Consider the following 23,827-nt stretch of genomic DNA (forward strand, 5'->3'; position numbering starts at 1 on the left):
CGCTGTCATCAGGACACGACCAACTTCGAGTCGTCCTGCGCGGCCGGCGTCGCCTCCTTCAGTTGCAGTTCGTCCGGCACCTTGAGGTCGTACAGCTTGGCGGCGTTCAGCCCGAGGATCTTCTTCTTGCCCTCCACGCCGAGCCGTGGGTAGTCGGCGAACTCCGGCTGGTCGGGGAAGTCCCAGTCCACGAAGCCCTCGATCTGCCACTTCGGCTCCCAGATGCCGTAGTCGCTGCCGAACGTCATCTTGTCCTCGCCGACCCAGAACAGCAGCTCGCCCATCACCTTGGCGAAGAACTGCGGCCGCGCGTGCATCAGACCGCCGATCACGACCGACAGACCGGCGTACACGTTCGGCTCCTGGGTGGCCATGAAGCAGAAGTCCTCGATCCGCGGCAGCCCGACGTGCTCCACGATGAAGTTCAGCTCCGGGAAGTCGGTCGCGGCGTGGTCGACATCGGCGACGTCGAACGCGTCCTTGTCCAGCGGCCAGATCGTCGGGCCCTTGTGGACGTGGATGTTCTTGATCCCGAGCTCCTGCGCCTTCGCCAGGTACTGGTACGCGGCCGGATCGGTGAGCTTGTAGCCACGCGACCCGGCGTTCCACTCGGCCGTGTAGAGCTTGACGCCCTTCGAGCCGTACCGGTCCACGTTCGCTGCCAGCTCGTCCAGGCCGGCGTCGCCGTCGCGCGGGTCGAACCGGGTGTTCATGACGAACATCCCCGGGTGCTTCTCGCCGAGATTCGCGTTCTGCTCGGTGGTGTTGAAGCCCTCGGTGTACCACTCCTTCAGGTACGTCGGCTGGAAGATCGCCACGTCCACGTAGCCGTCCTCGAAGACGTCCTTCATCAGGTCGTCCTGGGTGTAACTCATGAACTTCTCGATCGGCCAGTGGGTCTCCGGCGGGCCGAGACCCTGGTAGGCGTGGAAACACTCGATCCAGCCCTTCGCGTACTGCTCCGCACCCGGCACCCAGTTGTCCGGGCCGGCTTTCCACATGTGCATGTGGCTGTCGACGACGAAGTACTTCTCACCATTCTTCTCGTACACGAAAGACCCCCTGCGGTCAGCTGGAAGCGGTCAGGTCGAAGCCGATGTAGTCGGCGGCGTCCTCGGGGTTGGCGAACATGATGGTCCGGTCGTCGAGGTGCACCATCCGCCCGTAGTGGGTGGACATGTTCTCCTCGAACTCGGCCTGGTCGAAGTACCCGGGCTCCTCGCCGAGCGCCTCGGAGATGTCGTCGTAGACGAACTCCATCTTGCCGATCGCGTCGACGCGGATCATCGACGGCAACGGCGTCACGGTGACGTTGTCGTAGGCCTTCATCACGTCCGCGACGACCACGCCGACCTGGTTGTTCATCAGGGTCACGCCGCACTTGTTGGAGGCGGTGCTGTCGGACTTGAACGGGCTCTCGACAACTGCCTTGAGCGTGGTCACTGTGCCAACTCCTTCGGTTCGGTGAGGCTCAGCGTGCTGAGGATCCCGCTGAACCGGCTCTTCACCCGGTCGAGCCCGTCCTCGAACCGTGGCGGTTTGGCGTCCGGCTGCGACCAGAGCGGCTGCAGGGTGCGGGCCGCGGCGAGCGCCTTCGCGGTCCACGAACTCGCCCAGCCGTCCAGGATCGCCTTGTTGTGGTCGGCGAACTCCTTGTCGCCGGTCAGCAGTTCGAACATCGCGGTGGTGTAGCGCAGGTCCCGTTCGGCGAAGTCGTACTCCGCGGCGCCGACCACCGTCGGCGTGACAAAGTCGCCGTTGCGCGGCGCTGCCTGCTGGACGAGCTGGCTGCGGAACAGTTCGCCGACGAGCGGCTCGAAGACGACGTTCGCGGCGAAGATCGCCTCGCACCAGTCGTCGATCGCGGTCAGCTGCTCGGCGACGTCCCGGACGCCCTGCCAGGCAGGGTCGTTGTTCCAGGTCTCCAGGTGCGCGCTGCCGTCGAAGCCGTCGATCTCCTCCGACAGCGTGAGGTTGTAGAGCGCGAGGTCCTGGGCCGCGCGGATCCGGTGCATGCTGTTCACCGAGATCGCGTTGTTGTGCATGTTGGTCGGCGCCCGCCGGTTCGCGTTCGCGTACAGGTACAGGCCGAGACCGTGGTCGACATGCATCCAGGCGCCGATGTGCTGCTCGACGAACTTCACCCAGTTCGCGTTCCACTGCTCGAAGGCCTTGGACTGCTTGGCGGCCTCGACGTTCTGGGTGACCTGCCGGACGACGTTCGAGTTGTAGCGGTAGAGGGTGAGCTCCCACTCCTCGTTCGGGTCGCGGAACTCGTGCCAGCCGGTGGCCGGCCATTCCTTGACGAACAGGCCGCCGGTACCCGGTCCGCGTTCCGGTGACGGCTTGTCGGAGCCCCACGCCTTGAGCACGGTCCAGTCCATCGGGTAGCCGCCGCGGCCGTCGGCGAAGCCGTACAGCCAGCCCTGGCTGAGGTAGTGCCGCGGATCCGGCTGGACGTCGACCGTGACGTCCTCGTAGTGGCTCTGCTTGCGCTTCTGCGGCTTGTAGTAGTTGTAGTGCCGCAGCGTCGAGTCCGGGAATTCGCGGGCGCCGGCCTCGGCGTCGGTGAAGACCGGCCTCGGCACACTGCGTTCGGTCTTAGGTGAGTCCTGGGTGGTAGTCATCTTGCCTCCAGCACCTTCGAGTCACCGGCGTCGCCGGTCGTTGTGAACTTGTCGTAGTAGATGTGCTTGGTCGCCACGCCGAGCCGCTCCAGCAGCGGAATCGCGGCCTCGACCATCGGTGGCGGCCCGCACACGTAGGCGTCCGCGCCGGCCAGGTTCGGCTCCAGCCGTTTCACCACGTCGGTGATCAGGCCGCTCTCCCCGTCCCACTCGGCGTCCGAGAGCGCGGGTACGTACCGGAACCGCGGCAGCCGCTCCTCCAGCGCCCGCAACTCGTCCTCGAAACACAGGTCGCGCTGCGTCCGCGCGCCGTAGTAGAACGTCGTCGGCCGGTCGATCCCGCGCTCGGCCATCGAGCGCAGCAACGCGAGGATCGGCGCCAGCCCGGCACCGCCGCCGAGGAACACCAACCGGGCGTCCAGGTTGTCCCGGAGGGTGAACACCCCGAACGGCCCGGTCAGCTCCAGCGAGTCGCCGACCTGCAACCGCTGGTCCAGGAACTCCGAGAACACCCCGCCCGGATAGACCTTGATGACGAACTCCAGTTGGCCGCTCTCTCTGCTCGACGTGTTCGCCATCGAGAACGACCTGGTCTGGTCCCCGTCCGGTACGGCGATGTCGACGTACTGCCCGGGGAAGAACTTCAGCTCGCCGGCATCGTCGAGCTTCAGCACCAGGTGCCGCAGGTCGTGGGTCACCGGGGTGATCGCCACGACCTCGGCGGTCCGTTCCTGGATCGGGAGCCCGGAGCGGATCATCTCCTCGTCGTAGTTGAGCAGTTCGATCGTGAGGTCCTCGAAGGCGTGCGCCCGGCACAGCAGCGTGTAGCCCTCGTCCAGTTCGTACTCCGGCAGCGCGAAGGTCGAGTACCGGTCCAGGTCGATGTCCTCACCGTCGAGGACGAACGACTTGCAGGACGCGCACTGTCCTTCCTTGCAGCCGTGCATGAGCATCACGCCCTGCTCGGCCGCGGCCCGCAGGATCGTCTGGTCCTCGTCGACCTCGATCTCGATGCCGACCGGTTCGAACCTCACGACATGTTTCATCAGGCCACACCCGGACGCCCGGCCGGACCACCCTTCACGTAGCGCGCGGCGAACGCGGTCCGCTCGTCGTCGGACATCTCGTTCAGCAGTACGTTCGGGCTCGCCAGCGGCGGGCACTTGCGCAGGTGGTCGAGCGTCCACATCTTGTCCGGGTTCAGGTCCAGGTGCGGCTGCGCGACCATCGTCTTGCCGTCGTCGCGGACGAACCCCATGTCGGAGACCACGTCGGCCCAGTTCCAGCCGTGGTAGAGCGTCTCCCACTCGCGGTGGCCGATCAGCTTGCCCATGTTCGGCGTCTGCCGGCCCTGGTACGTCGGCCGGAACGCGGTCTCGTCGGTCCACTTGCACATCTCGTGGCAGTACGTCCGCCACTGGCCGTCGACCTTGGCCATCACCATGTCCTCGCGGACCAGGCACGGCACCATGCACGTCCAGCAGCGGTGCGGGTACTCGTAGTCGACGTCCTCGAAGACGATCGGCTTGTGCCCGTTCGGGGTCGAGAGCCGGTTGTAGTTCTCCCACCACGCACCGTACTTGTCGTACCAGCCCGGGTACTTGTACTCGAACCACTCGAAGTCCTTGTCGGTCATCGGGTCGATCCGCCAGTAGTTCGCGAGCCAGCCGGTGGCGAAGAACTGCGCCACCTCGTGCACGTACCCCTTGTTCCAGATCTGGTTCCAGGACTCCTCGATCAGGTCGTGCGGGATCTCCAGTCCGTACTTCTCCAGCGGCACCAGGTAGCTGCGGTAGTAGTCGTCGTAGATCCAGCGCCGCCACATCTCGGCGTACGACTCGCGGTCCTTGCGGCGGTCCTTGGTGCCGTACTCGATGAAGGTGCCGATCGCGGCGTCGACGACGCGGTGGTTGTTCCACCAGGCGTAGCGCAGGTCGCGGGCGAGCAGCTGGTGGTTGTCCTCGTCGGCGAGCGCCATCAGCAGCGTCGCGTACCCGTTGCTGATGTGCCGGGACTCGTCGGACTGGACCGAGTGGAACACCGTCGGCAGCAGGTAGTCGCCGTTCGCGGCGGCCTCGGCCGGCATCGCGACGAACAGCGTGTTGGTGAAGGCGGTCTCGGCCACGATCGTCAGATAGATACTGGCCGCGGTGATCGCGTCACCGGTGATGAACCCCTCGGCGAACTGGCGGCCGATGGTGCCGCAGTAGTCGCTCTGGAAGTTCCGCAGGCTGGAGTTGAAGCCCGCCGGGTCGATGTAGTTGTTCATGTACAGGCGTTTGAGGTTCTGCTGGATCGTCGAGTGCCTGACCTCGTCGATCATCTGGATGGCCTGCCCGTTGTGCAGTTCGGGGTTCGGCACCGTACGGAACAGCAGCGGCATCGCCCGGGCGGCCGAGATCTCCGGCAGCGGGATGATGCTCAGGAACAGCTTCTGCCACTCCAGCCAGCGTTCCTGCACCTGGCGGAACATGTTGCCGCGGATCGCGCCGTCCGACGCGCCGTACACCCGGTGGTCCTTCTCCTCCTGCATCGGGAAGTACGACCGCAGCACCTGCTTCAGCGGATCCTTCTTCTGGGCCTTCCGGAACGTGTAGTCGGTTCCGTACTGGGAGACCGGCTCGTGGTACGCCGGTTCCCAGGACAACTCCTGGATCTTTTGGTGGGCCTTCGCCACACTCTGGCGACTCATGGCACTCCTCCCGCTCGTGTAACCGGCTGTCACCAGCAGTACAGCCCGCACGGCAGGAGGCCGGAGGTCTCAAATTGAGAAGCGCGTCAGGACTTCCCGAAGAAGGTCTCGCGGAGCTCCGCGAGCGTGCTGTCCTTCTGCTCCGCGATCCGCTGATCGCCTTGTGGATCAGGCCGAATGCCCAGGCAGCGCAGCAATTCCGCGGCCGGCTCACCGGGATTCCCGGTACTGCCCAGGACCGGGTGCAGGCCGGCGTCGGCGAGCTGCTCGAAGACCAGGTGGACGACGGTCCACGGGTTGTAGGTCTCCTCGTCCATCTGTCCATCACAACCCCGGCCGGCGGCGATCGGTTGTCTCATTCTGAGACCGCACTTGCGGCGGACTGCACTACGCTCGAAGCAACGTCAGGGAGGCAGGCGTGGACGAGCTCGCACCGACGGCCGACGACAACAGCCGGACTGCGACGGCCCGACTGAACTTCCTCACGCTCGACCCGGTCGAGGCGCGCGACGTCCGGCCGCCGATCCTCGCCTCCTGGGTGCGATCCCAACGCTGGAAACTACCCGCCGATCGCATCCAGTTGCCGTACGTCGCCGACCCGGACCTGGATCTCCCGCTCACCCGCAGCGCCGGGCCGGTGCTGCGCAAATTGCACGAGAACCTCGACGGCCAGCCGATCAGCGTCATCCTGACCGACCGCTCCGGCATGGTGCTGCAGCGGCTGACTGCGGACGCCGGACTGGCCCGGCACCTCGACAAGGTCTATCTCGCACCGGGCTTCAGCTACGCCGAGGAGTTCGCCGGGACGAACGGGATCGGGACCGCGCTGGAAGGCGGCGGCCCGATGCACGTGTTCGGTCACGAGCACTACGCCGAGGACCTCGAGGACCTCGCCTGCGCCGGCGTACCGATCAAGCATCCGCTGAACGGCAAGACGATCGGCGCCATCGACCTCACATGCTGGCGCAAGGACGCCGGGTCACTGCTGATGGCGCTCGCCAAGACCACCGCGGAGAACATCCGGGTCGCGCTGCTGAAGGACAGCACGACGCGCGAGCTGACGCTGCTGGAGGCCTACCTGCAGAGTTCCCGCCGGCTCGGCGACCTGGTGATCGCGGTCGACGACGATCTGCTGCTGATGAACACCAAGGCACGCCAGGCCCTCGACCCCGCCGACCAGCGCGCGGTGCTCGGGTACGCCTCCGAGATTCTCGCGCGCCGATCGACCGAGGCGATCCTGACCGAGCTGCCGACCGGCACCTGGGTCCGGATCACCTGCCGTCCGGTCGGCGGCCGGCTCGGAGCCGGGATCATCCAGGTCAGCCCGCAGGCCCGGGGTGCGGACCTGCAGGCACCGGCGCCCGCGCACCGCCCGCCGCCGCGTCCGGTGCTGCCCGGGCTGGTTGGCCGGAGCGCGCCCTGGCTCGGCAGCAGCCGCGACGTGGACAACGCGTGCCGGGCCGGTCAGTGGGTGGTGCTGACCGGCGAGCGCGGTGTCGGCAAGGTCGCGCTGGCGCGGGCGGCGCACCGCCAGAACAACCCGGCCGGTCTGTTCCATCTCGTCGACGCCGGGCGACCGGGCGACAACTTCACCGCCGAACTCGAAGCGGAACTGGCCGACGACGCGGTGCAGGCGCTCGTCATCCGGCATGTCGAGGCGCTCGATACAGCCGGCGTCGCCGGCTTGGTGGAGGCGCTGTACGGCGTCCTCGAGCGGCGGCCGTCCGAGCCGCCCTGGGTCGCGCTGACCATCACCGGCGACGACACCGGGACTCCGGACCTGAGTGAGCTGCTGACGCTGTTCCCATTGACCGTCGAGGTGCCACCGCTCCGTCACCACATCGAGGACGTCCGCGAACTCGTTCCGTACTTCCTCGACCACGTGAGCCATGGTGAGCTGACGTGCGGACCGGACACGATGCAGCAACTGCTGCGCTCCGCCTGGCCCGGCAACACGGCCGAGTTGTGCCACGTGCTGCAGCAGGTCGTCGTGCACCGCCGGCGCGCGGGTGTGATCGTCCCCGCGGACCTCCCGGCCCGTACGCAGGCGGTGAGCCGACGCAGCCTGAGCCAGCTGGAGGCGCTCGAGCGAGACGCGATCATCCGGAGCCTGATCGCCAACGACGGGCACAAGGGCCACGCCGCCAAATCGCTCGGGATGTCCCGCGCCACCATCTACCGCAAGATCCACGACTATGGCATTCAGCCTCCGTAAGTGTGATCGGAGCTGCACCTGAAATCGCCGTTTCTGGCAGATTTGATCAGATTCCTCTTGCCGCGGGGGGCAGCACGGGGTGAGATTGTCGGATGACGGACACGCGAGCCGCCGATTCGGCGCAGGGGCGGGAGTTCTCCTACCGCCCGTTCATCTGGCTGGCGGTCGCGACGTTCTCGATGGGCATCGACGGCTACGTGCTGGCCGGCCTGCTGCCGCAGATCGCCGGCGACCTGAAGGTCAGTGCCGCCGCGGCCGGTCAGCTGATGGCGGTCTTCGCATTCACGGCCGCGCTCGCCGGGCCGGTGCTCGGCACGCTGACGTCGCACTGGGAACGCCGGACGACGATCGCGCTGGCGCTGGGCGTGTTCGTGCTCGGGAACGTGGTGGTCGCGGTCGCGACGAACTACCCGATCGCGATGGGCGGCCGGATCATCGCGGCGCTCGGCGGCAGCCTGCTGAACGCGGCCGTCACCGGGTACGTGATCGCGCTGACGCCGGCCGAGCACCACGGCAAGGCGTTGTCGTTCGTGCTCGGCGGCTGGATGACGGCGACCGCGCTCGGAGTCCCGATCGGGCTGGTGATCGGGCAGTCCAGCTGGCGGTTCCCGATGATCATGGTCGCGGTGGTCGGCACGATCGCGCTGGCCGGGATCATGCTGCGCCTCCCCCGGCTGCATCTGCCCGGTGGGACGCTGGTCGAACGGCTGCGGCCGCTCAAGCAGGGGCGGCTGGTCGCCGGCCTGCTCGTCACCACCGGCATCCTGTGCAGCAGCTACGCCTGCTTCACGTACGCGACGCTGATCCTCGGCCCGCACTTCCATGTGAAATGGGCGATGATCGCGATCATGTTCGGCTACGGCGTGGCGAGCATGGCGGGCAATGCGATCACCGGGCGGCTGGTGGACAAGTTCACCGCGCTGCGCGTGCTGACGGTCGTCCTGGTCGGGCTGTTCCTGAACGCCGTGCTCGGGATGATCGCGTTGATGTTCGCGCCGGCCGTGGTGGCGGCGGTGTGGGGCCTGGTGTGGTTCTTCTCGGCCGGTGTCGGCAACGGTGGTGGCGCGGTGCCGCAGCAGGCCCGGCTCGCGTCGATGGCGCCGGACTCGGCTGCGATCGTGATGGCGCTCAACGGCAGCGCGATCTCGCTCGGCTCGGCGCTCGGCAGCGGCCTGGGCGGCGTCGCCCTGACCGCCGGCGCGGCCGCCAACGGCCTCCTCGGCGTCTCCGCCGTCGTCCTCGCTATCACCGTCACCCTCCACCTCCTGGTGGCCCGCGCCACCCGCACTGCCACCGCCTGAGCGGACCGCCAGGCAGGCAGAACCCCCTGAAACGGGCCCGAAACAGTCCGAAATCGGAACTTCTGCCTGCCTGGCGATCCATTCACCAGCCTCGGCGAGCCGCCTGGAGGCCGGCTTGGAAGCGGGAGGTGGCGCCGAGCTCCTCCTGGACCTGGGCGATCCGGCGGCGGAGCGTCCGGCCGCTCACGCCGAGCTGCCGCGCGATCGCCTCGTCCTTCATCCCGCTCGCGAGCAGATTGATCAGCGTCTGGTTCGGATCGGCGTTCGCGGCCAGCCGCAACGGCGTCGCCTGACCCCACAGCTGGTCGAACAGCACCTGCAGCGCACTCGTCAGCGCCGAGTCGCTGACCACCACCGCTCGCGGCTGCCCCGAACGTGACGAGCCGCCACCGGCCAGCGGCAACATCGCTGTCGTGCCGTCGACGATCAGCAGCTTGACCGGCACCTGCGGCAGCACCCGGGACTGCTCGCCGCGCTCGGCCATCGACCGCAGCCGCTCGACCCACCCCGGATGGTCCAGCACCTCGGCGGCGTAGATCGCGCGAAACCGCACGCCGCGCTCGAGCAACCCGAGCTCGGCGCTCGACACCTGATGGCTGCCGTCGGCGACGTACGGCGGCGTGTCGGTGCCGACCGCCTGCTCGGTGGCGCCCCGGAGCATGTCGTCGATCCGGGCCTCGATCGCGTCCCGCCCGACCGCGATCTCGATCAGCCGCGACGGCTCCGCCTGCAACTGCCCGGCACTGAACTCGCGGGCCAACTGGTCGGTCATCGCGGCCACGCCGTCCAGCGCCGCCCGGCGCTCGCGCACCAGCATCCCGAGCCCGGACCGCGGGTCGACCGGCGCCGGCGCAGCCTCCGACCCGGACCGCACCAGCCCGGCCGCCACCAGGCGCCCGATCGCCGCCTCGATCTCGGCCTCCGGCAGCTCGAGCACCTCGCTGTGCTGACCGACGCCGATCCCCGGATCGCGCAGCAGCTGCCGGTACACCTGCGCGTCGATCCCTGACAGTCCCACTGCTTCCCACTCAGCCACGCCCAGAACCTTAGATGGCCGGGATCGGCGTTTGGCCGAAATGGGCGGCGGACCGGCCGGATCTGGGCTTAGCGTGTCCCAGGAAACGTCGTCTGTCCGAGGAGTGAACTGTGCGTCTGCATCCCGGTCGTCTGGCGGTGGCTCTGGCAGGCACCGTCGCCACTGCGCTCCTGGTCGGTTCCGGAGCCGACGTCGCCACCGCCGATCCGAGCGAACCCGCGTTCGCCCCGCAGTCGATCGTCTGGCCGACGCCGACCGACGGCTACCTGCTCGGCGGCGTCACCTGCGGTCCGGCGACCACCTGTCCGGCCGAGGTCCTCGCCACCCACGACGGCGGCAAGACCTGGTCGACCGCCGGCCGGCTGCACAACGGGCTGGCCAAGAGCGGCGAGCCCGGCCTCACGAGCCTCCAGTTCGCGAACAAGAAGTTCGGCTGGGCGTACGACCCGTTCCTCGAGGTCACGCGCGACGGCGGCAAAAACTGGACGCAGGTCGACCTGCCCGGGGGTGACGCCAAGGTCCTGGACCTGTTCGCAGCCCAGGACGGCACGTACGTCGTCACGTCCGGCTGCGAGATCGGCTCCGGCGTCTGCGACGAGCGCCCGCTCAAGGTGTGGCGCGCACCGGCCGGCAAGTCCACCGGCTGGAAGCAGGTCAATGTCCAGGTGGACGCCTCCGACCACGTCGCGATCGACGCGATCGGCTCGACCGTCTACCTCATGGCGGCCCCGTACATCGGCCCCGGCCGGCTCACCACCATCAGCAACGGCAAGGTCCGCTCGACCACCGCGGTCGCCTGCGCCGAAGGCGGCGACGCCGGCGTCAGCGACATCGCGACGAACGGACCGGGCCGGGTCTTCGTGCTCTGCCTGGCGAACGCCGGCCGCGGCCACTCCGACAAGACCCTGATGGTCTCCGGCGACGGCGGCAGGACCTTCCGGTACGACGCGATCCCCGGCGGACTCGGTCTGGCCAGCCAACTCTCGGTGAACCCGGACGGTGCCGTGATGCTGACGACGCTGACCGCGAGCCTGGTCTACAACCGCCCGGCGCTGTCGAAGGCGTGGCGGATCGACCAGGAGTGGCTGGAGAACAGCGAGCGCATCCACGACCTGGTGCAACAGAACGGTACGACCGCGTGGCTCGTCGAGCGCGACGCCGCGTACACCCAGAACACGCAGCTCTGGGTCAGCCGTGATGCCGGCGCGAGCTGGCAGCAGACGACCGCCCAGATCCACTGAGGAGTACGACCGTGATCTCATTGCGCCGCTTAGCGATCCCGCTCGCGCTCGTCCTGGTCACCGGGACGACGACGGTGGCAGCTGCCGACGTCCAGGAGTCGCCGAAGGTGGTCGCCAGCTGCGACCCGCACGTAGAGCCCGGCGAGTACACCTGCTTCGCGCAGCGCCGGGTGGACCTCGGGTTCCGCAGCCTCGGCAACACTCCGGCCGGCTACGGCCCGTCCGACCTGCAGTCGGCGTACAAGTTGCCGTCAGCAACGGCTGGCAAGGGTCAGCGGGTCTACATCGTGGACGCGTTCGACGACCCGACGGCCGAAGCGGACCTCGCGGTCTACCGCAAGCAGTACGGGCTGCCGCCGTGCACGACCGCGAACGGGTGCTTCCAGAAGCTCAACCAGCACGGCCTGCCGAGCCCGTTGCCGGCGCCGTCGCAGTCCTGGTCCGGCGAGATCTCGCTCGACCTCGACTCGGTCTCGGCGATCTGCCCGAACTGCGGGATCACGCTGATCGAGGCCGACTCCCCCACCAACGACCTGCTCGAGGCCGTGAAGACCGCGGACCGGCTGGGAGCGAAGTACGTGTCGCTCAGCTGGGGCGGGCCGGAGTCGTCCGACCTGACCGAGCTCGACAAGCAGTACTTCGACCCGAACGGCGTCGTGTATGCCGCGTCGACCGGGGACTACGACTACGACGCGGGCGTTTCGTACCCGGCCAGCTCCGCGGCGACCACCGCGATCGGCGGTACGTCGCTGACCAAGGACGACTCGGCCCGCGGCTGGAACGAGAAGGTCTGGAACTCCGGACCCGGTCAGGGCACCGGATCAGGCTGCTCGGCCTTCCTCGGCAAGCCCGCATGGCAGTCCGTGATCCCCGCGGACGTCTGCGGCAAGCGCGCGGTCGCCGACGTCTCGGCCGTAGCCGACCCTGCGACCGGTGTCGCCGTCTACCAGACCACCGGCGGCGCCGGCTGGGCCGTGTACGGCGGGACCAGCGCGGCCGCTCCGATCGTTGCCGCGACCTACGCACTTGCCGGTGACCCTGCACCGGGGTCCCGTCCGGCCAGCTACCCGTACGGGGCCACCGGCAACCTCAATGATGTTGTCGACGGCAACAACGGCGCGTGCACGCCCGCGCCGCTCTGCACCGCCCAGGCGGGCTGGGACGGCCCGACCGGCCTTGGTACGCCGAACGGCCTGCGCGCCCTGACCTCGCCCACGTCCTCGAACCACATCGCCGTGTCGGCGCCTGCGCAGCAGTTCAACGCTGTCGGCGACATCGTCGTCCAGCGCGCCCGCGCAACGGACTCGGGCCGGCAACTCGTCCGGTACGCCGCGACCGGATTGCCCGCGGGGCTGCGCATTGATCCGCTGAGTGGCCTGATCTACGGCCGGCCGACGCAGGCCGGGACGTACTCCGTGACCGTCACCGCGACCGATTCGACGAAGGCGCGCGGAAACACCGTCGTGAACTGGGTCGTCAGCACGCGGCAAGGTGCGCGCGGGGTGGTGAACGGTGACTTCGAGGCGGGTGCCGGCGGATGGACGCAGAGCGCCGACGTGATCCGCGCCGACGGACAGTATGCAAACGGCGGACTCGGGTACGCGTGGCTCGGTGGAACGGGTGTGGAGCACACGGACACGCTGAGCCAGCGCGTGCAGGTGCCGTCGTTCGGCCACCCGGCGCTGAGGTTCGCGCTGCGTGCCGCGGGCGGGACGGGTTCGCTCGACCTGACCGTCGACGGTCGGACCGTACGGACCTTCGCGGCCGGCGGCTCGTCGTACAAGACGCAGTCGGTCGATCTCACTGCCTACCGCGGCCGGGCCGTCACGCTCGCCTGGAACAGCAGCGAGTACGACGGCACCCCGACGACCTTCCTCGTCGACGACGTCACGCTGACTCGCTGACAGTTGCACTGGCGGGTGCACTGTCGGGTGCGCTGACGGGTGTGGTGGGCCGCGTACGACGGAGGACGGCGAGCACGATCACCACGCCCACCAGCAGGAGCGCAGCGCACAACCGCAGGGCGAGCGCGTAGCCATCGTTGAGGGCGCCAACGGTTCCGAGCTCGCCGGTACGGTCGTGTGCCACGGTCCCGAGCGCCGCCAGGCCGAGCGAAGCACCGATCTGCCGCGAGCTGTTGAGGAGGCCGGACGCCGTACCGGCCTCCTCCGGCGCGACCCCACCGGTGGCGGTCGACACGAGCGGCGCGAGGCAGAGCCCGAACCCGGTCCCGACGAAGATCGACGGACCGAGAACGTTCGCCAGGAACGAACCGTCCGTGCTGATCAGACTGAACCAGCCGAACCCGATCGCGGTCAGCAAGGCACCGCCGACGAGCAGATCCCGGGTCGCGAACCGGTATCCGAGCTTGATCGCGACGAACGAACCGACGACGACCGCGAGCGCGAACGGCAGGAACATCAACCCGCTCGCAGCCGGTCCATGGCGTAGCACCTCCTGCAGGTACAGCGACATGAAGTAGAACGACGAAGCCATCGCGGCACCCACCAGCAGGTTGAAGCCGTTCGCGCCGCTGACCGAGCGGTTCGCCAGCAGGCCCAGCCGGAGCAACGGTTCGCGCCGTGTCGTGCGCTCGACGTACACGAAGCCGGCGAGCAGGAGCACCGCGGCCGCGATAGTCACCAGAGTCGTCACCGAACCCCACGGGTGCCGGTCGGTCCGGACGACGCCGAACACGAGCGTCGTCATCCCGGCGGTCGCCAGCAGCCCACCGAGTATGTCCGGACGACCGCCGCGTTGCCCCGGTTGCCCTGCGCGGCCGTCGTGGATCCGCGCGACCATCAGCGCCGCAATCGCGACCATCGGTACGTTCACGAACATCACTGCGCGCCAACTGACGTACTGCGTGAGCAGACCACCGGCCAGTACGCCGATCGCGCCGCCCGCGGCGTTCGTCGCGCTCCAGATCCCGAACGCCCGTACGCGTTCCCGTCCGCTCGGGAACGTCGCGGTGAGCAGCGCGAGCGCGGCCGGCGCCAGCGTCGCGGCGCCGACGCCCTGGACGGCGCGGGCCGCGACCAGGTGGCCAGGTTGCTGTGCGAAACCGCCGGCCAGTGAGGCCAGGCCGAACAGGGCGAGACCGAGCAGCAGCATCCGCCGCCGGCCGTAGCGGTCGGACGCCTTGCCGCCGAGCAGCAACAGGCCGCCGAACGTCAGCGCGTACGCGTGGATCACCCACGCCAGGTTGACCGCGCTGAACCCGAGGCCGCCCGCGATCTCCGGGAGACCGACGTTCACGACCGACAGGTCCAGCGAAACCATGAACTGCACGACGGCCACGGCCGCCAGCGTGAGCCCGGGCCGGACTCCGGTAGACTTTAGGAACATGTTCCGAAAGTAACACACGACCAGCGGGAGGTGTCCAGGAGGAATGATGGGAGCCGTGCCTCGACCCACCTCACCCAAGTCCGCGGCCGCCGGTGGACGGACCGGGCGGCCACCGGTCACGTCCCGGGCGCAGATCCTGGCGGCGGCCCGGCAGCTGATCGACCGGGACGGCTGGGAGAAGCTGACCGTGCGCCGGCTGGCCGCCGAGCTCGGCATCGGATCGACCACGCTGTACCACCACCTCCGCGACAAGGAAGATCTGCTGCTGCTGATGCTGAACGAGTACATCGGCCGGATCCCCCGCCCGGAGCTGCCCGACGACCCGGCCGAGCGCATCGTCGCGGTCGCCGTCGCGGCCCGTGACACGCTCGCCGAGTGGCCCTGGGCCGCCGAGGTGCTGACCGTCGACGGCTTCATGGGCCGGTTCGACGACGACGCCCGGTGGTTCGTCGAGGCGATCCTGGCGGCGGCCGTCGAGAGCGGCTGCAGCCACGACGAGGCGGTCCAGATCTTCCGCCACGTCTGGTACTACACAGTCGGCGAGGTGCTCGTCCGGTCCCGCTCGACCGACGTCCGGCGTCCCGACGGTCAGCCGGTGAACCCGGCGTTTCGCATCAGCCTGCAGGAGTCCCGGCTGCCGCACGTCGCCGCGGTCGCCGACACCTGGTCGGCGCTCGCGGTCGAGGACACCTACGCCGACGGCGTCCGGGCCTTCGTCCGCGGGGCAATGCAGCGGGCATAGGATTCGGTCATGGCCGAAAAGCTGCGGATGGTACTGGCGGCGACGTCGTCGTACCGGGAGATGGTGTTCGCGCCGGAGAGTGTGGCGCGGCTGGAGGCGCTCGGCGAGGTCGCCGTGCTGGACGATCCGGGTGACGCCGATGCGTTGCGCGCGGCGCTGCCCGGGACCGACGTACTGATCACCTCGTGGGGTGCGACGCCGCTCACCGCCGACGTCCTGGACCACGCGGACCGGCTACGGCTGATCGTGCACAGCGCCTCCTCGGTGAAGCACTTCGTCACCGAGGAGCTGTTCCGGCGCGGGCTGCGGATCACGCAGGCGGGGCAGGCGATGGCGGAGCCGGTGGCCGAGGTGTCGCTGGCGTTCACGCTGAGCCTGCTGCATCGCCTCCAGCGGTTCGACCACGCGATGCACGCTGGCGGCTGGCGGGACGGTCCGGATGGCTCCGGTGGTACGGCCGTGCCTCCGCAACACGGCCTGACCGCGTCGCGGATCGGCGTCGTCGGCGCATCCCGCACCGGCCTCGAGTACATCCGGATGCTCGTCGCGCTCGGCGCCGAGACCGTCGTCTACGACCCGTACCTCACCGACGATCGCGCGGCGGAGTTGGGCGTACGGCGAATCGATCTGGACGACCTGCTCCGCACCAGCCGGGTGGTCGCCGTGCATGCGCCGACGCTGCCCGAAACGCATCACCTGATCGGCGCGCGCGAGCTGGCGCTGATGCCGGACGGCGCCGGGTTGGTGAACACCGCGCGCTCGTGGCTGATCGACATGGACGCACTGCTCGACGAGCTACGCAGCGGGCGGCTGGATGCGGCGCTGGACGTGTTCGACGTGGAGCCGCTCCCGGCGGACAGCGCGTTCCGCGGCCTGCCGAACGTCCTGCTCACGCCGCACCAGGCCGCGGCCACGGTGGAGTGCTACTTCGAGATGGGCGCGATCACCGCGAGCGAGATCGAGCGGTACGCCGACGGGCAGCCCCTGCAGTACGAACTGTCAGAGACTGCCCTCGCGCGGATGGGCTGATCAGCAGGTCGCTGCGGATCCCGTACGCAGCGCCTGCCGATGCAGCTGGTCCAGGTGATGGCGGGCCGCGCCGGTCGCGTCGGCGACCACGAGCGAGATGTCGCAGCGCAGGCCGGACTGGCGAAGATCGTCGACGCGCACCAACTCCGCGAGGAGCTGCGTGCTCAGCGAGTCCAGCTTGTCGCGGATGACGTTCAAGTCCGGCCCACTGGTCGGAGCCTGGTCCGGGTGCGCGGCCCAGTACGCCAGCAGCCCACGCTGCACCACCTTGCTGGCCTCGATCTGCGCCTGGAAGAACGCGGCGGTCTGATCGGGGTCGATGCCGAGCTGTACGGCCGATGCACGGACCGACTCGATGATCTGCTGCTCGCGGACCGGGTCCTCGACCGGCTTGCCGCTGAAGTACTTCGAGGCCGCGACGTCGTCACCGACCAGGATCCGCTGGATGACGAGCTCGGTGAGCCCGTCGAACGTCACGCGGGTCCCCTGCACCCCTTCGGCGCGCACAGCCGTGGCCGGCGCGGCGTTCGCCGTCGGCATCAGCAGCACGGACGTGCCGATCGTGGCTGCGGCCACAGCTCCGGTGATCAGCTTTCGACGCACTTGGTCCACCCTCTCCGACAACGGTCCTGAACGGCAGGTGACTGTACGCCGCCGCAGGTGCACGGCCGTTCACTTTCACCAGGTTCGAACCATCCGGCGGGCGGTCCGCACCGAACCACCTGCATGCACAAGGCGCTCGGAGCACTCGGTGGCGTGATCGCGGCCGGTACGGCACTCGCGGTCGGCTACCTCGTCGCGGACCTGACCGGCGGACCGTGGCCGGTCGATGCGGTCGGCGTCCAGATCATCGACTGGTCCCCCGGACCGGTCAAGGACTGGGCGGTGCGCACGCTCGGCACCGCCGACCGCCCGCTGCTGCGGGTCGGCATCTGCACGATCCTCGTCCTGGTCTCCGCCGTCGCCGGAGTCCTCGCGGCCCGCGGCCGCCGCCGGACCGCGGTCGGGATCGCCGGCGGGCTCGGCCTGGTCGGCCTCGCGTTCGCGATCTTCAGCCGGTCCGCGGCCGGCAACACCCTCGACCGGTTGCTGCCGGCAACAGTCACGCTGGTGGTCGCCGTCGTCGCGATGCTGCTGGCCACCCACACACTGCAGACCAAGCCGACGGAGCCGACACCGAACGCGACGACTTCGGAGAGCGTGGCCGAGCAACCGGACGGGTTTGATCGGCGCAAGTTCTTGCTCACGGCATCGGCCCTGGTGGTTGTCGGTGCCGGTGCGGCCGGTGCGTCCCGGTTCGCCGGTGGGTCCGGCCAGGAGCTGCGCGCCCGGGTCCGCGTACCCCGGCCGCAGGACGCCGCAGGCCCGTTGCGGGCGAGTGTCGACGTACCGGGGATCAGCCCGTTCACGACGCCGAACGGCAAGTTCTACCGCGTGGACACGCTGCTGCAGGTGCCGCGGATCGATCCGCGGGACTGGGAGCTCCGGGTGCACGGCCTTGTCGACAAAGAGGTCCGGCTCTCGTTCGGCGACCTGGTCGGGCGCCGGCTGATCGAGCGCGACATCACGCTCACCTGCGTGTCCAACGAGGTCGGTGGGCCGTACGTCGGGAACGCGCGGTGGATCGGCGTACCGATCGCGGACATCCTCCAGGAGGCCGGCGTCCAGCAAGGGGCCGACGCGGTGAAGTCGACGAGCGTCGACGGTCTCACCATCGGCACGCCGCTCGGCGCCCTCACCGACGGGCGGGACGCGATCTTCGCGGTCGCGATGAACGGCGAGCCACTGCCGTTCGAGCACGGCTTCCCGGTACGGATGGTGGTGCCCGGCCTGTACGGGTACGTCTCCGCGACGAAGTGGATCGTGGACCTCGAGGTCACCCGGTTCCGCGACTTCAGCGCGTACTGGACCGATCGTGGCTGGTCCGTGGAGGCGCCGATCAAGACGTCCGCGCGGATCGACGTACCCAAAGGCTTCGCGAACCTCAAGGCCGGGCCGGCGGTCGCGGCCGGCGTCGCCTGGGCGCAGCAGCGCGGCATCAGCAAGGTCGAGGTGCAGGTCGACAACGGCCCGTGGCAACCCGCGCGGCTGGCACCCGTCGACAGCACCGACACCTGGCGCCAGTGGACCTACCGCTGGAACGCGACACCCGGCACCCACAAGCTCACCGTCCGCGCGACCGACAGCAACGGTGATCTGCAGACCGCCACCCAGGCCCCGCCGCGCCCGAACGGGTCGAGTGGCCTGCACAACACAGTCGTGATGGTCACGTGACCTATCCGGCCGGCGATCTGCCCCGAAGTACTCCCGTAACAACAGTCCGCAACCTCCTCAGGAAAGAGACGAAGTCATGTCCAAGAACCTCACCCGCGCCGGCCTCGCCGTCACTGCGTTGGCCCTCGCCCTGACCGCATCCGCCTGCGGTGGTAGCGACGACAACAGCTCGAGCAGCGCCCCGTCGAGCAGCTCCTCCTCGTCCGCGGCCGACACCCCGAGCATGAGCCCGAGCGAGAGCACCAGTGCGGCCGCGACCGGCATGGTCGGCCCGGGCTGCGCCGCGTACGCGAAGGCCAACCCGAGCGGCGCCGGCTCCATCGACGGCATGGCCGCCGCTCCGGTCGCCACCGCCGCCTCCGGCAACCCGCTGCTGAAGACGCTGGTCGCCGCGGTGTCCGGCAAGCTGAACCCGAAGGTCGACCTCGTCTCCACCCTGAACGGTGGCCAGTTCACCGTCTTCGCGCCGGTCGACACCGCGTTCGCGAAGATCCCGGCCGCGACGATCGGCAAGCTGAAGACCGACGACGCGTTGCTCACCAAGATCCTGACCTACCACGTGGTCTCCGGGCAGCTCGACCCGACGGCAGTCGTCGGCAAGCACCCGACCGTGGAGAAGCAGGACCTCATGGTGACCGGCTCGGGCGACGCGCTGAAGGTGAACGGCGCCAACGTGATCTGCGGTGGCGTGAAGACCGCGAACGCTACGGTGTACCTCATCGACTCCGTGCTGATGCCCCCGGCGGCCTGACCCCGTGACCGAGCCCACCGCACTTCCGTGGCCCGCCGGATCGCACTCGCGATCCGGCGCGGTCGCCGACGGCGATCTTCTGGCGCTGACCGCGACCGGCGACACCGCCGCGTTCAGCGCGCTGTACGACCGGGTCGCCCCGTGGGTCTTCGGTCTGGTCCGCCGGATCCTGCGCAACCCCGCGCAGTCCGAGGAAGTGATGCAGGAAGTCATGCTCGACGTCTGGCGGACCGCCAGCAGGTACGACGCCGGGCGTGGCTCGGCGCACTCGTGGATCCTGACCATCGCGCACCGCCGCGCGGTGGACCGGGTCCGCTCCGAGCAGGCGTCCGCCGACCGCACCGAGCAGGTCGGCGCGCGGTCGGCGGAGGTCGAGTTCGACCAGGTGGCCGACACCGTCAGCACCCGTCTGGAGGCCGAGCAGGTACGCCGCTGCCTCGGCACCCTGACGGAGCTGCAGCGCGAGTCGATCGAGCTCGCGTACTACAACGGGTACACCTACCCTGAGGTCGCCCAGCAGCTCGGTGCGAAGCTTCCAACCATCAAAGCGAGAATGCGCGACGGCCTGATCCGGCTCCGCGACTGCCTCGGAACCACGAAGGGAGGCGAGGGGTCATGACGGAACCCGACGTGCACACCCTGACCGGCCCGTACGTCCTGGACGCGCTGCCGGACGACGAGCGGACGCGTTTCGAGGCGCACCTGGGCGAATGCACGTTCTGCACCACCGAGGTCGCCGAGCTCCGCACCGCCGCGGTCAAATTGGCCACCCAGGTCTCGACCCCGCCACCGCCCGCCCTGAAGGCGGACGTGATGGCCGCCATCGAGCATGTCCGCCAACTGCCGCCGGTCGTCCAGGACCAGCCGGTCCAGCCCGCCGCACACCGCCGGTTCGGTCGCCGATCGCTGCTGGCCCTCGCGGCCGCCGCAGCGGTGATCGCCGCCAGCGGTGGGATCGCGATCGACCAGTACCGGGACCGGAACGCGGTCGAGCAGGCCAACCAGCAGGTCGCCGCGGTCCTCACCCAGCCCGATGCCCGCACCGTGCACGGTGCCGTCGAGGGCGGAGGCCAGGCCACGGTCGTCCTGTCCGCGCAGGCGAACCGGTCCGTCGTCGTACTGCGAGATCTCCCGAAGCTCCCGAACGACCGGACCTGGCAGCTGTGGATGATCGACCCGCAGCAGACCGCCCACTCGGTCGGACTCGCCGGCGGCGACCTCACCCGGGTGATTGACGGCTCCACCACCGGAATGGCCGCGTTCGGCCTGACCGTGGAGCCCGACGGCGGATCAGCAAAGCCGACAATGCCCGCCTCCGCGATCATCCCGCTGACCTGACGAAAATCGGTGCTCCGCTCAGCGATGAGTTCTGGTGCCGGCGGCGGTCTGTACTGGTGTGAAGCAAACTTCTGAACGAACCAGAGAACGCTGGGTTCTCGGGCTGACCTCGCTGGGCGCGTTCATGGTTGCGCTGGACACCCTCGTGGTGGCCGCGGCGCTGACCACGATCCGCGCCGACCTCGGCGCGACGTCCGAGCAGCTCGAGTGGACCGTCAATGCCTATGGACTGAGTTTCGCGATGCTTCTGATGACGGCCGCCGCGATCGGCGACCGTCTGGGCCGCCGCCGGACGTACGCGGCCGGACTGGCACTGTTCACGCTCGCGTCGGTCGCCGCCGCGCTGGCCACCTCCCTGCCGTTCCTGATCGCCGCCCGCGCGGTGCAGGGCGTCGGCGCGGCGTTCGTGATGCCGCTGGCCATGGGCCTGCTCGGGGCAGCGTTCCCGCCGGAGCGCCGCGGCCGGGCGATCGGCGTGTTCAGCGGCATCACCGGGATCGCCGTACTCGGCGGGCCGATCATCGGCGGCGCCGTCACCGAAGGGCTGTCGTGGCAGTGGATCTTCTGGATCAACGTCCCGATCGGGGTGATCGCGATCGCCCTGGTCCGCGCGAAGATTCCGGAGAGTACCGGCCCGGTCCGGCGACTCGACCTGTTCGGCGCCGTACTGATCAGTCTCGCGGTCCTCGGACTGGTCTGGGGCACGGTCCGCGGCGAGACCGCCGGCTGGACGAGCGCCGAGGTCCTGGGCGCGTTCGCGATCGGGGTCGTGATGCTGGCCGCGTTCGGGCTCTGGGAGCAACGTACCGACCATCCGATGATGCCGCTCACGTACTTCCGCAACCGCTCGTTCACCGCCGCCAACGCGGCCGGCTTCCTCCTCAGCGCGGCTCTGTTCAGCGCGGTCTTCTTCATGTCGCAGTACATGCAGGCGGTGCAGGGCTCGGCGCCGTTCAAGGCCGGCCTCCAACTGCTGCCGTGGACGGCGACCCTGTTCGTGGTCGGGCCGATCGCGGGCCGGCTGGTGGACCGGGTCGGTGAGCGGCCGCTGGTCGTGATCGGCATGGCGCTGCAGACGGCCGGCATGTTCTGGGTCAGCCAGGGCGCGGACCAGTACTGGAAGCTGATCGCGCCGTTCGTCGTCGCCGGAACCGGGATCTCGCTCGCGATGCCCGCGGCGCAGAGCGCGGCCATGGCGGGACTGCCCCGCGAGGCGGTCGGGATCGCATCCGGGATCTACAGCATGAACCGTCAACTCGGTGGCGCGGCCGGCGTCGCGGTGCTCGGATCGGTGTTCACCGCGGCGGGCGGCTACACCGGCGACGGCTTCAGCCGGGCGCTCGCCGGGTGCGGCGTACTGTCGTTGCTCGCGGCGGTCTCCGGGCTGGCGATCGCTGTCCGCCGTACGAGCACGCCGACCGTCACGAAGGTGCCGAAGAAAGTGGTGGAGGAGGTCTGATGGACCTCGAGGAGGAGTTCGCGCAGCATCGGGCCGAGCTGGTCGCGCACTGCTACCGGATGCTCGGCTCGCTGCACGACGCGGAGGACGCCGTCCAGGAGACGTACCTGCGCGCCTGGCGTGGCCACGCGGACTTCGAGCACCGTTCGACGATCCGGACCTGGTTGTACCGGATCGCCACCAACGTGTGCCTCAACCTCCTGCAGCACAGCAGCCGGCGCGTGGTGCCGTCGGCGCTGGGTGCCCCGGGCAACGATCCGGACGACCTGCACGCCCAGGCCCTCGAGGTGCCGTGGCTGGAGCCGTTCCCGGGCCGGCTGCTCGGGTCGGATCCGGCCGAGGTCGTCGGCGGCCAGGCGAGTCTCCGGCTCGCCGTGGTCGCGGCGATGCAGCACCTGCCACCGCGGCAACGCGCCGTACTGATCCTTCGCGAGGTTCTCACCTGGCCGGCCGCGGAGGTCGCGTCGTTGCTCGACACAACGACCGCCGCGGTGAACAGCTCGCTGCAGCGGGCCCGGGCCGAGCTCGCCCGGCAACGGCCGCGCGAGGACGAGCTGAGCGAACCGCGGGAGCCGCTGCGGCGCGCGCTGCTCGACCAGTTCCAGGCCGCCATGGAGAGCAAGGACCTGGTCCTCCTGGAAGGATTGTTCACCGAGGACGCCCGGTGGGAGATGCCGCCGATCCCGACCTGGTTCGACGGTCGTACCGATGTCCTGCGGCTGCTCGACGCGAAGCTCCGGTCCGGTCCGGGACAACGGGTCCTGGTCGAGACCTCGGCGAACGGCCGGCCGGCGTTCGCGATGTACAGCCTCGGCGCGGACGGCCGGTTCCATGCGCACTCACTGATGGCGCTGACCATCACCGGGAACGCGGTCTCGGCCGTCCTCGCGTTCCACCAACCTGCCTTGTTCCCGGCCTTCGGGCTGTCTCTCGTCCACAGGAGTTCTTGATGTCATCGGCAACTACCTTGCGCGCACTGCACGTTCCCGGCACTCCGCTCGTCGTACCGAACGCGTGGGATGCCGCGTCGGCGCACCTGATCGAGGAGGCCGGGTTCGCCGCGGTCGCCACCAGCAGCAACGCGACGGCCGCGGTCCTCGGCTACGACGACGGGGAGCACGCACCGGTCGACGAGGTCCTCGCCGCGGCCGCGCGGATCGTACGTGCGGTGTCCGTCCCGGTCACGGTCGACTTCGAACGCGGATACCGGCTGCCGCCGGCCGAGCTGGTGGAGCGCTTCCTCGCGACCGGCGCCGTCGGCCTCAACCTCGAGGACTCCGACCCGGCGACCGGGACGATGGCCGACCCGGCCGAGCAGGCGGACTTCCTGGCCGCGGTCCGCGCCGCGGCCGGTGACGCGCTGGTGATCAACGCCCGGATCGACACCTTCATCCGCAAGGCCGGTACGGCCGGCGAACAGCTACGGACCGCGATCGATCGTGGTACGCGCTACCTGGCCGCGGGCGCGGACTGTGTGTATCCGATCGCGGTCGGCGACCTGGACGTGATCGGCACGCTGACCGGGCAACTCGTGGGTCCGGTCAACGTTGCGTACGGCATGGGTGCGAACTCCGTCGCCGACTACGCGAAGCGCGGCGTGGCCCGGATCAGTTTCGGGCCGATGTTCCAGCGGCACCTGTACGGAGTCTTCGCCGGCAGCGTCCTGCCGGCGCTGCTTGCCGATCGGAATCCGTTTTCCCGGTGATTGCGGGTGTGGATCTGCACGGATCGGGTACGGGCGGCTGAGTAGTGGAAGGCAACCATCGAGGAACGG

General features: G+C 69.3%; 22 protein-coding genes. 13 read left to right on the plus strand and 9 right to left on the minus strand.

The genetic code is table 11. The annotated features are described in order from the left end of the window. Positions 1-8: 8 nt before the first annotated feature. The 6 genes from ACGFI6_RS03585 to ACGFI6_RS03610 all read right to left on the minus strand — a co-directional run bounded on the left by ACGFI6_RS03585 (position 9) and on the right by ACGFI6_RS03610 (position 5,636). On the minus strand, positions 9-1,052 hold the full coding sequence (locus ACGFI6_RS03585; protein WP_393115020.1) for an amidohydrolase family protein: 1,044 nt from the start codon (positions 1,050-1,052) through the stop codon (positions 9-11). Positions 1,053-1,068: 16 nt separating this feature from the next. Then, positions 1,069-1,443 carry a propane 2-monooxygenase effector subunit MimD gene (gene mimD / locus ACGFI6_RS03590; protein ID WP_393115021.1) on the minus strand — a complete coding sequence of 125 codons (375 nt, stop codon included), beginning with the start codon at positions 1,441-1,443 and terminating at the stop codon, positions 1,069-1,071. After that, positions 1,440-2,627, minus strand: coding sequence for a hypothetical protein (locus ACGFI6_RS03595; protein WP_393115022.1), 1,188 nt, complete (start codon positions 2,625-2,627; stop codon positions 1,440-1,442). Before ACGFI6_RS03595 ends, mimD begins: the two co-directional genes overlap by 4 nt. Further along, on the minus strand, positions 2,624-3,673 hold the full coding sequence (locus ACGFI6_RS03600) for an NADH:ubiquinone reductase (Na(+)-transporting) subunit F (protein ID WP_393115023.1): 1,050 nt from the start codon (positions 3,671-3,673) through the stop codon (positions 2,624-2,626). Before ACGFI6_RS03600 ends, ACGFI6_RS03595 begins: the two co-directional genes overlap by 4 nt. Further along, positions 3,673-5,319, minus strand: coding sequence for a hypothetical protein (locus tag ACGFI6_RS03605; RefSeq protein ID WP_393115024.1), 1,647 nt, complete (start codon positions 5,317-5,319; stop codon positions 3,673-3,675). Before ACGFI6_RS03605 ends, ACGFI6_RS03600 begins: the two co-directional genes overlap by 1 nt. Before the next feature lie 86 nt (positions 5,320-5,405). Beyond that, positions 5,406-5,636, minus strand: a complete 231-nt coding sequence (locus ACGFI6_RS03610; protein WP_393115025.1) for a hypothetical protein — start codon at positions 5,634-5,636, stop codon at positions 5,406-5,408. Between the two features lie 101 nt (positions 5,637-5,737). Between ACGFI6_RS03610 and ACGFI6_RS03615 the strand changes: the two genes are divergently transcribed. Together ACGFI6_RS03615 and ACGFI6_RS03620 are read left to right on the plus strand one after the other, a co-directional pair. Continuing rightward, positions 5,738-7,534: a sigma-54-dependent Fis family transcriptional regulator gene (locus tag ACGFI6_RS03615; RefSeq protein WP_393115026.1), complete on the plus strand. Its 1,797-nt coding sequence runs from the start codon at positions 5,738-5,740 to the stop codon at positions 7,532-7,534. Between the two features lie 92 nt (positions 7,535-7,626). Continuing rightward, entirely contained in the window at positions 7,627-8,835 is a 1,209-nt protein-coding gene (locus ACGFI6_RS03620; RefSeq protein ID WP_393115027.1) for an MFS transporter, read from the plus strand. Between the two features lie 82 nt (positions 8,836-8,917). Here the strand turns inward: ACGFI6_RS03620 and ACGFI6_RS03625 are convergent, their stop codons facing one another. After that, positions 8,918-9,871, minus strand: a complete 954-nt coding sequence (locus ACGFI6_RS03625) for a transcriptional regulator TrmB (protein ID WP_393115028.1) — start codon at positions 9,869-9,871, stop codon at positions 8,918-8,920. Positions 9,872-9,981: 110 nt separating this feature from the next. On the opposite strand from ACGFI6_RS03625, the gene ACGFI6_RS03630 reads away from it, so the two are divergent. Next, the gene (locus tag ACGFI6_RS03630) at positions 9,982-11,112 is read left to right on the plus strand and encodes a WD40/YVTN/BNR-like repeat-containing protein (protein ID WP_393115030.1); all 1,131 of its coding nucleotides are present in this window, start codon (positions 9,982-9,984) and stop codon (positions 11,110-11,112) included. A gap of 11 nt (positions 11,113-11,123) precedes the next feature. Beyond that, complete coding sequence (locus ACGFI6_RS03635) at positions 11,124-13,016, plus strand: putative Ig domain-containing protein (protein WP_393115031.1); 1,893 nt, start codon at positions 11,124-11,126, stop codon at positions 13,014-13,016. Here the strand turns inward: ACGFI6_RS03635 and ACGFI6_RS03640 are convergent. Then, complete coding sequence (locus ACGFI6_RS03640; protein ID WP_393115032.1) at positions 13,000-14,460, minus strand: MFS transporter; 1,461 nt, start codon at positions 14,458-14,460, stop codon at positions 13,000-13,002. The two genes, ACGFI6_RS03635 and ACGFI6_RS03640, sit on opposite strands and share 17 nt — an antisense overlap. 55 nt (positions 14,461-14,515) lie before the next feature. Here ACGFI6_RS03640 and ACGFI6_RS03645 point away from each other — a divergent pair, with 55 nt between their 5' ends. Both ACGFI6_RS03645 and ACGFI6_RS03650 read left to right on the plus strand, forming a co-directional pair. Next, on the plus strand, positions 14,516-15,202 hold the full coding sequence (locus ACGFI6_RS03645; RefSeq protein ID WP_393115033.1) for a TetR/AcrR family transcriptional regulator: 687 nt from the start codon (positions 14,516-14,518) through the stop codon (positions 15,200-15,202). 9 nt (positions 15,203-15,211) lie between these two features. Continuing rightward, positions 15,212-16,231 carry a hydroxyacid dehydrogenase gene (locus ACGFI6_RS03650; RefSeq protein WP_393115034.1) on the plus strand — a complete coding sequence of 340 codons (1,020 nt, stop codon included), beginning with the start codon at positions 15,212-15,214 and terminating at the stop codon, positions 16,229-16,231. On the opposite strand, the gene aroQ is transcribed toward ACGFI6_RS03650, so the two are convergent. After that, positions 16,232-16,834: a gamma subclass chorismate mutase AroQ gene (aroQ, locus tag ACGFI6_RS03655; RefSeq protein WP_393115036.1), complete on the minus strand. Its 603-nt coding sequence runs from the start codon at positions 16,832-16,834 to the stop codon at positions 16,232-16,234. A 123-nt stretch (positions 16,835-16,957) separates the two neighbouring features. On the opposite strand from aroQ, the gene ACGFI6_RS03660 reads away from it, so the two are divergent. The 7 genes from ACGFI6_RS03660 to ACGFI6_RS03690 all read left to right on the plus strand — a co-directional run bounded on the left by ACGFI6_RS03660 (position 16,958) and on the right by ACGFI6_RS03690 (position 23,758). Further along, positions 16,958-18,505 carry a molybdopterin-dependent oxidoreductase gene (locus tag ACGFI6_RS03660; RefSeq protein ID WP_393115037.1) on the plus strand — a complete coding sequence of 516 codons (1,548 nt, stop codon included), beginning with the start codon at positions 16,958-16,960 and terminating at the stop codon, positions 18,503-18,505. Positions 18,506-18,581: 76 nt separating this feature from the next. Continuing rightward, positions 18,582-19,256 carry a fasciclin domain-containing protein gene (locus tag ACGFI6_RS03665; protein WP_393115038.1) on the plus strand — a complete coding sequence of 225 codons (675 nt, stop codon included), beginning with the start codon at positions 18,582-18,584 and terminating at the stop codon, positions 19,254-19,256. 4 nt (positions 19,257-19,260) lie between these two features. Next, positions 19,261-19,875, plus strand: a complete 615-nt coding sequence (gene sigK, locus ACGFI6_RS03670; RefSeq protein WP_393115040.1) for an ECF RNA polymerase sigma factor SigK — start codon at positions 19,261-19,263, stop codon at positions 19,873-19,875. Continuing rightward, positions 19,872-20,594, plus strand: coding sequence for an anti-sigma factor domain-containing protein (locus ACGFI6_RS03675; protein WP_393115042.1), 723 nt, complete (start codon positions 19,872-19,874; stop codon positions 20,592-20,594). Before sigK ends, ACGFI6_RS03675 begins: the two co-directional genes overlap by 4 nt. 58 nt (positions 20,595-20,652) lie before the next feature. Then, positions 20,653-22,053 carry an MFS transporter gene (locus ACGFI6_RS03680; RefSeq protein ID WP_393115043.1) on the plus strand — a complete coding sequence of 467 codons (1,401 nt, stop codon included), beginning with the start codon at positions 20,653-20,655 and terminating at the stop codon, positions 22,051-22,053. After that, positions 22,053-23,003, plus strand: a complete 951-nt coding sequence (locus ACGFI6_RS03685; protein ID WP_393115044.1) for a sigma-70 family RNA polymerase sigma factor — start codon at positions 22,053-22,055, stop codon at positions 23,001-23,003. The genes ACGFI6_RS03680 and ACGFI6_RS03685 overlap by 1 nt, the downstream gene beginning before the upstream one ends. After that, entirely contained in the window at positions 23,003-23,758 is a 756-nt protein-coding gene (locus ACGFI6_RS03690) for an isocitrate lyase/phosphoenolpyruvate mutase family protein (protein WP_393115046.1), read from the plus strand. Before ACGFI6_RS03685 ends, ACGFI6_RS03690 begins: the two co-directional genes overlap by 1 nt. Positions 23,759-23,827: the final 69 nt, after the last annotated feature.

Source organism: Kribbella sp. NPDC048928, assembly GCF_043197975.1.
Taxonomy (GTDB): domain Bacteria; phylum Actinomycetota; class Actinomycetes; order Propionibacteriales; family Kribbellaceae; genus Kribbella.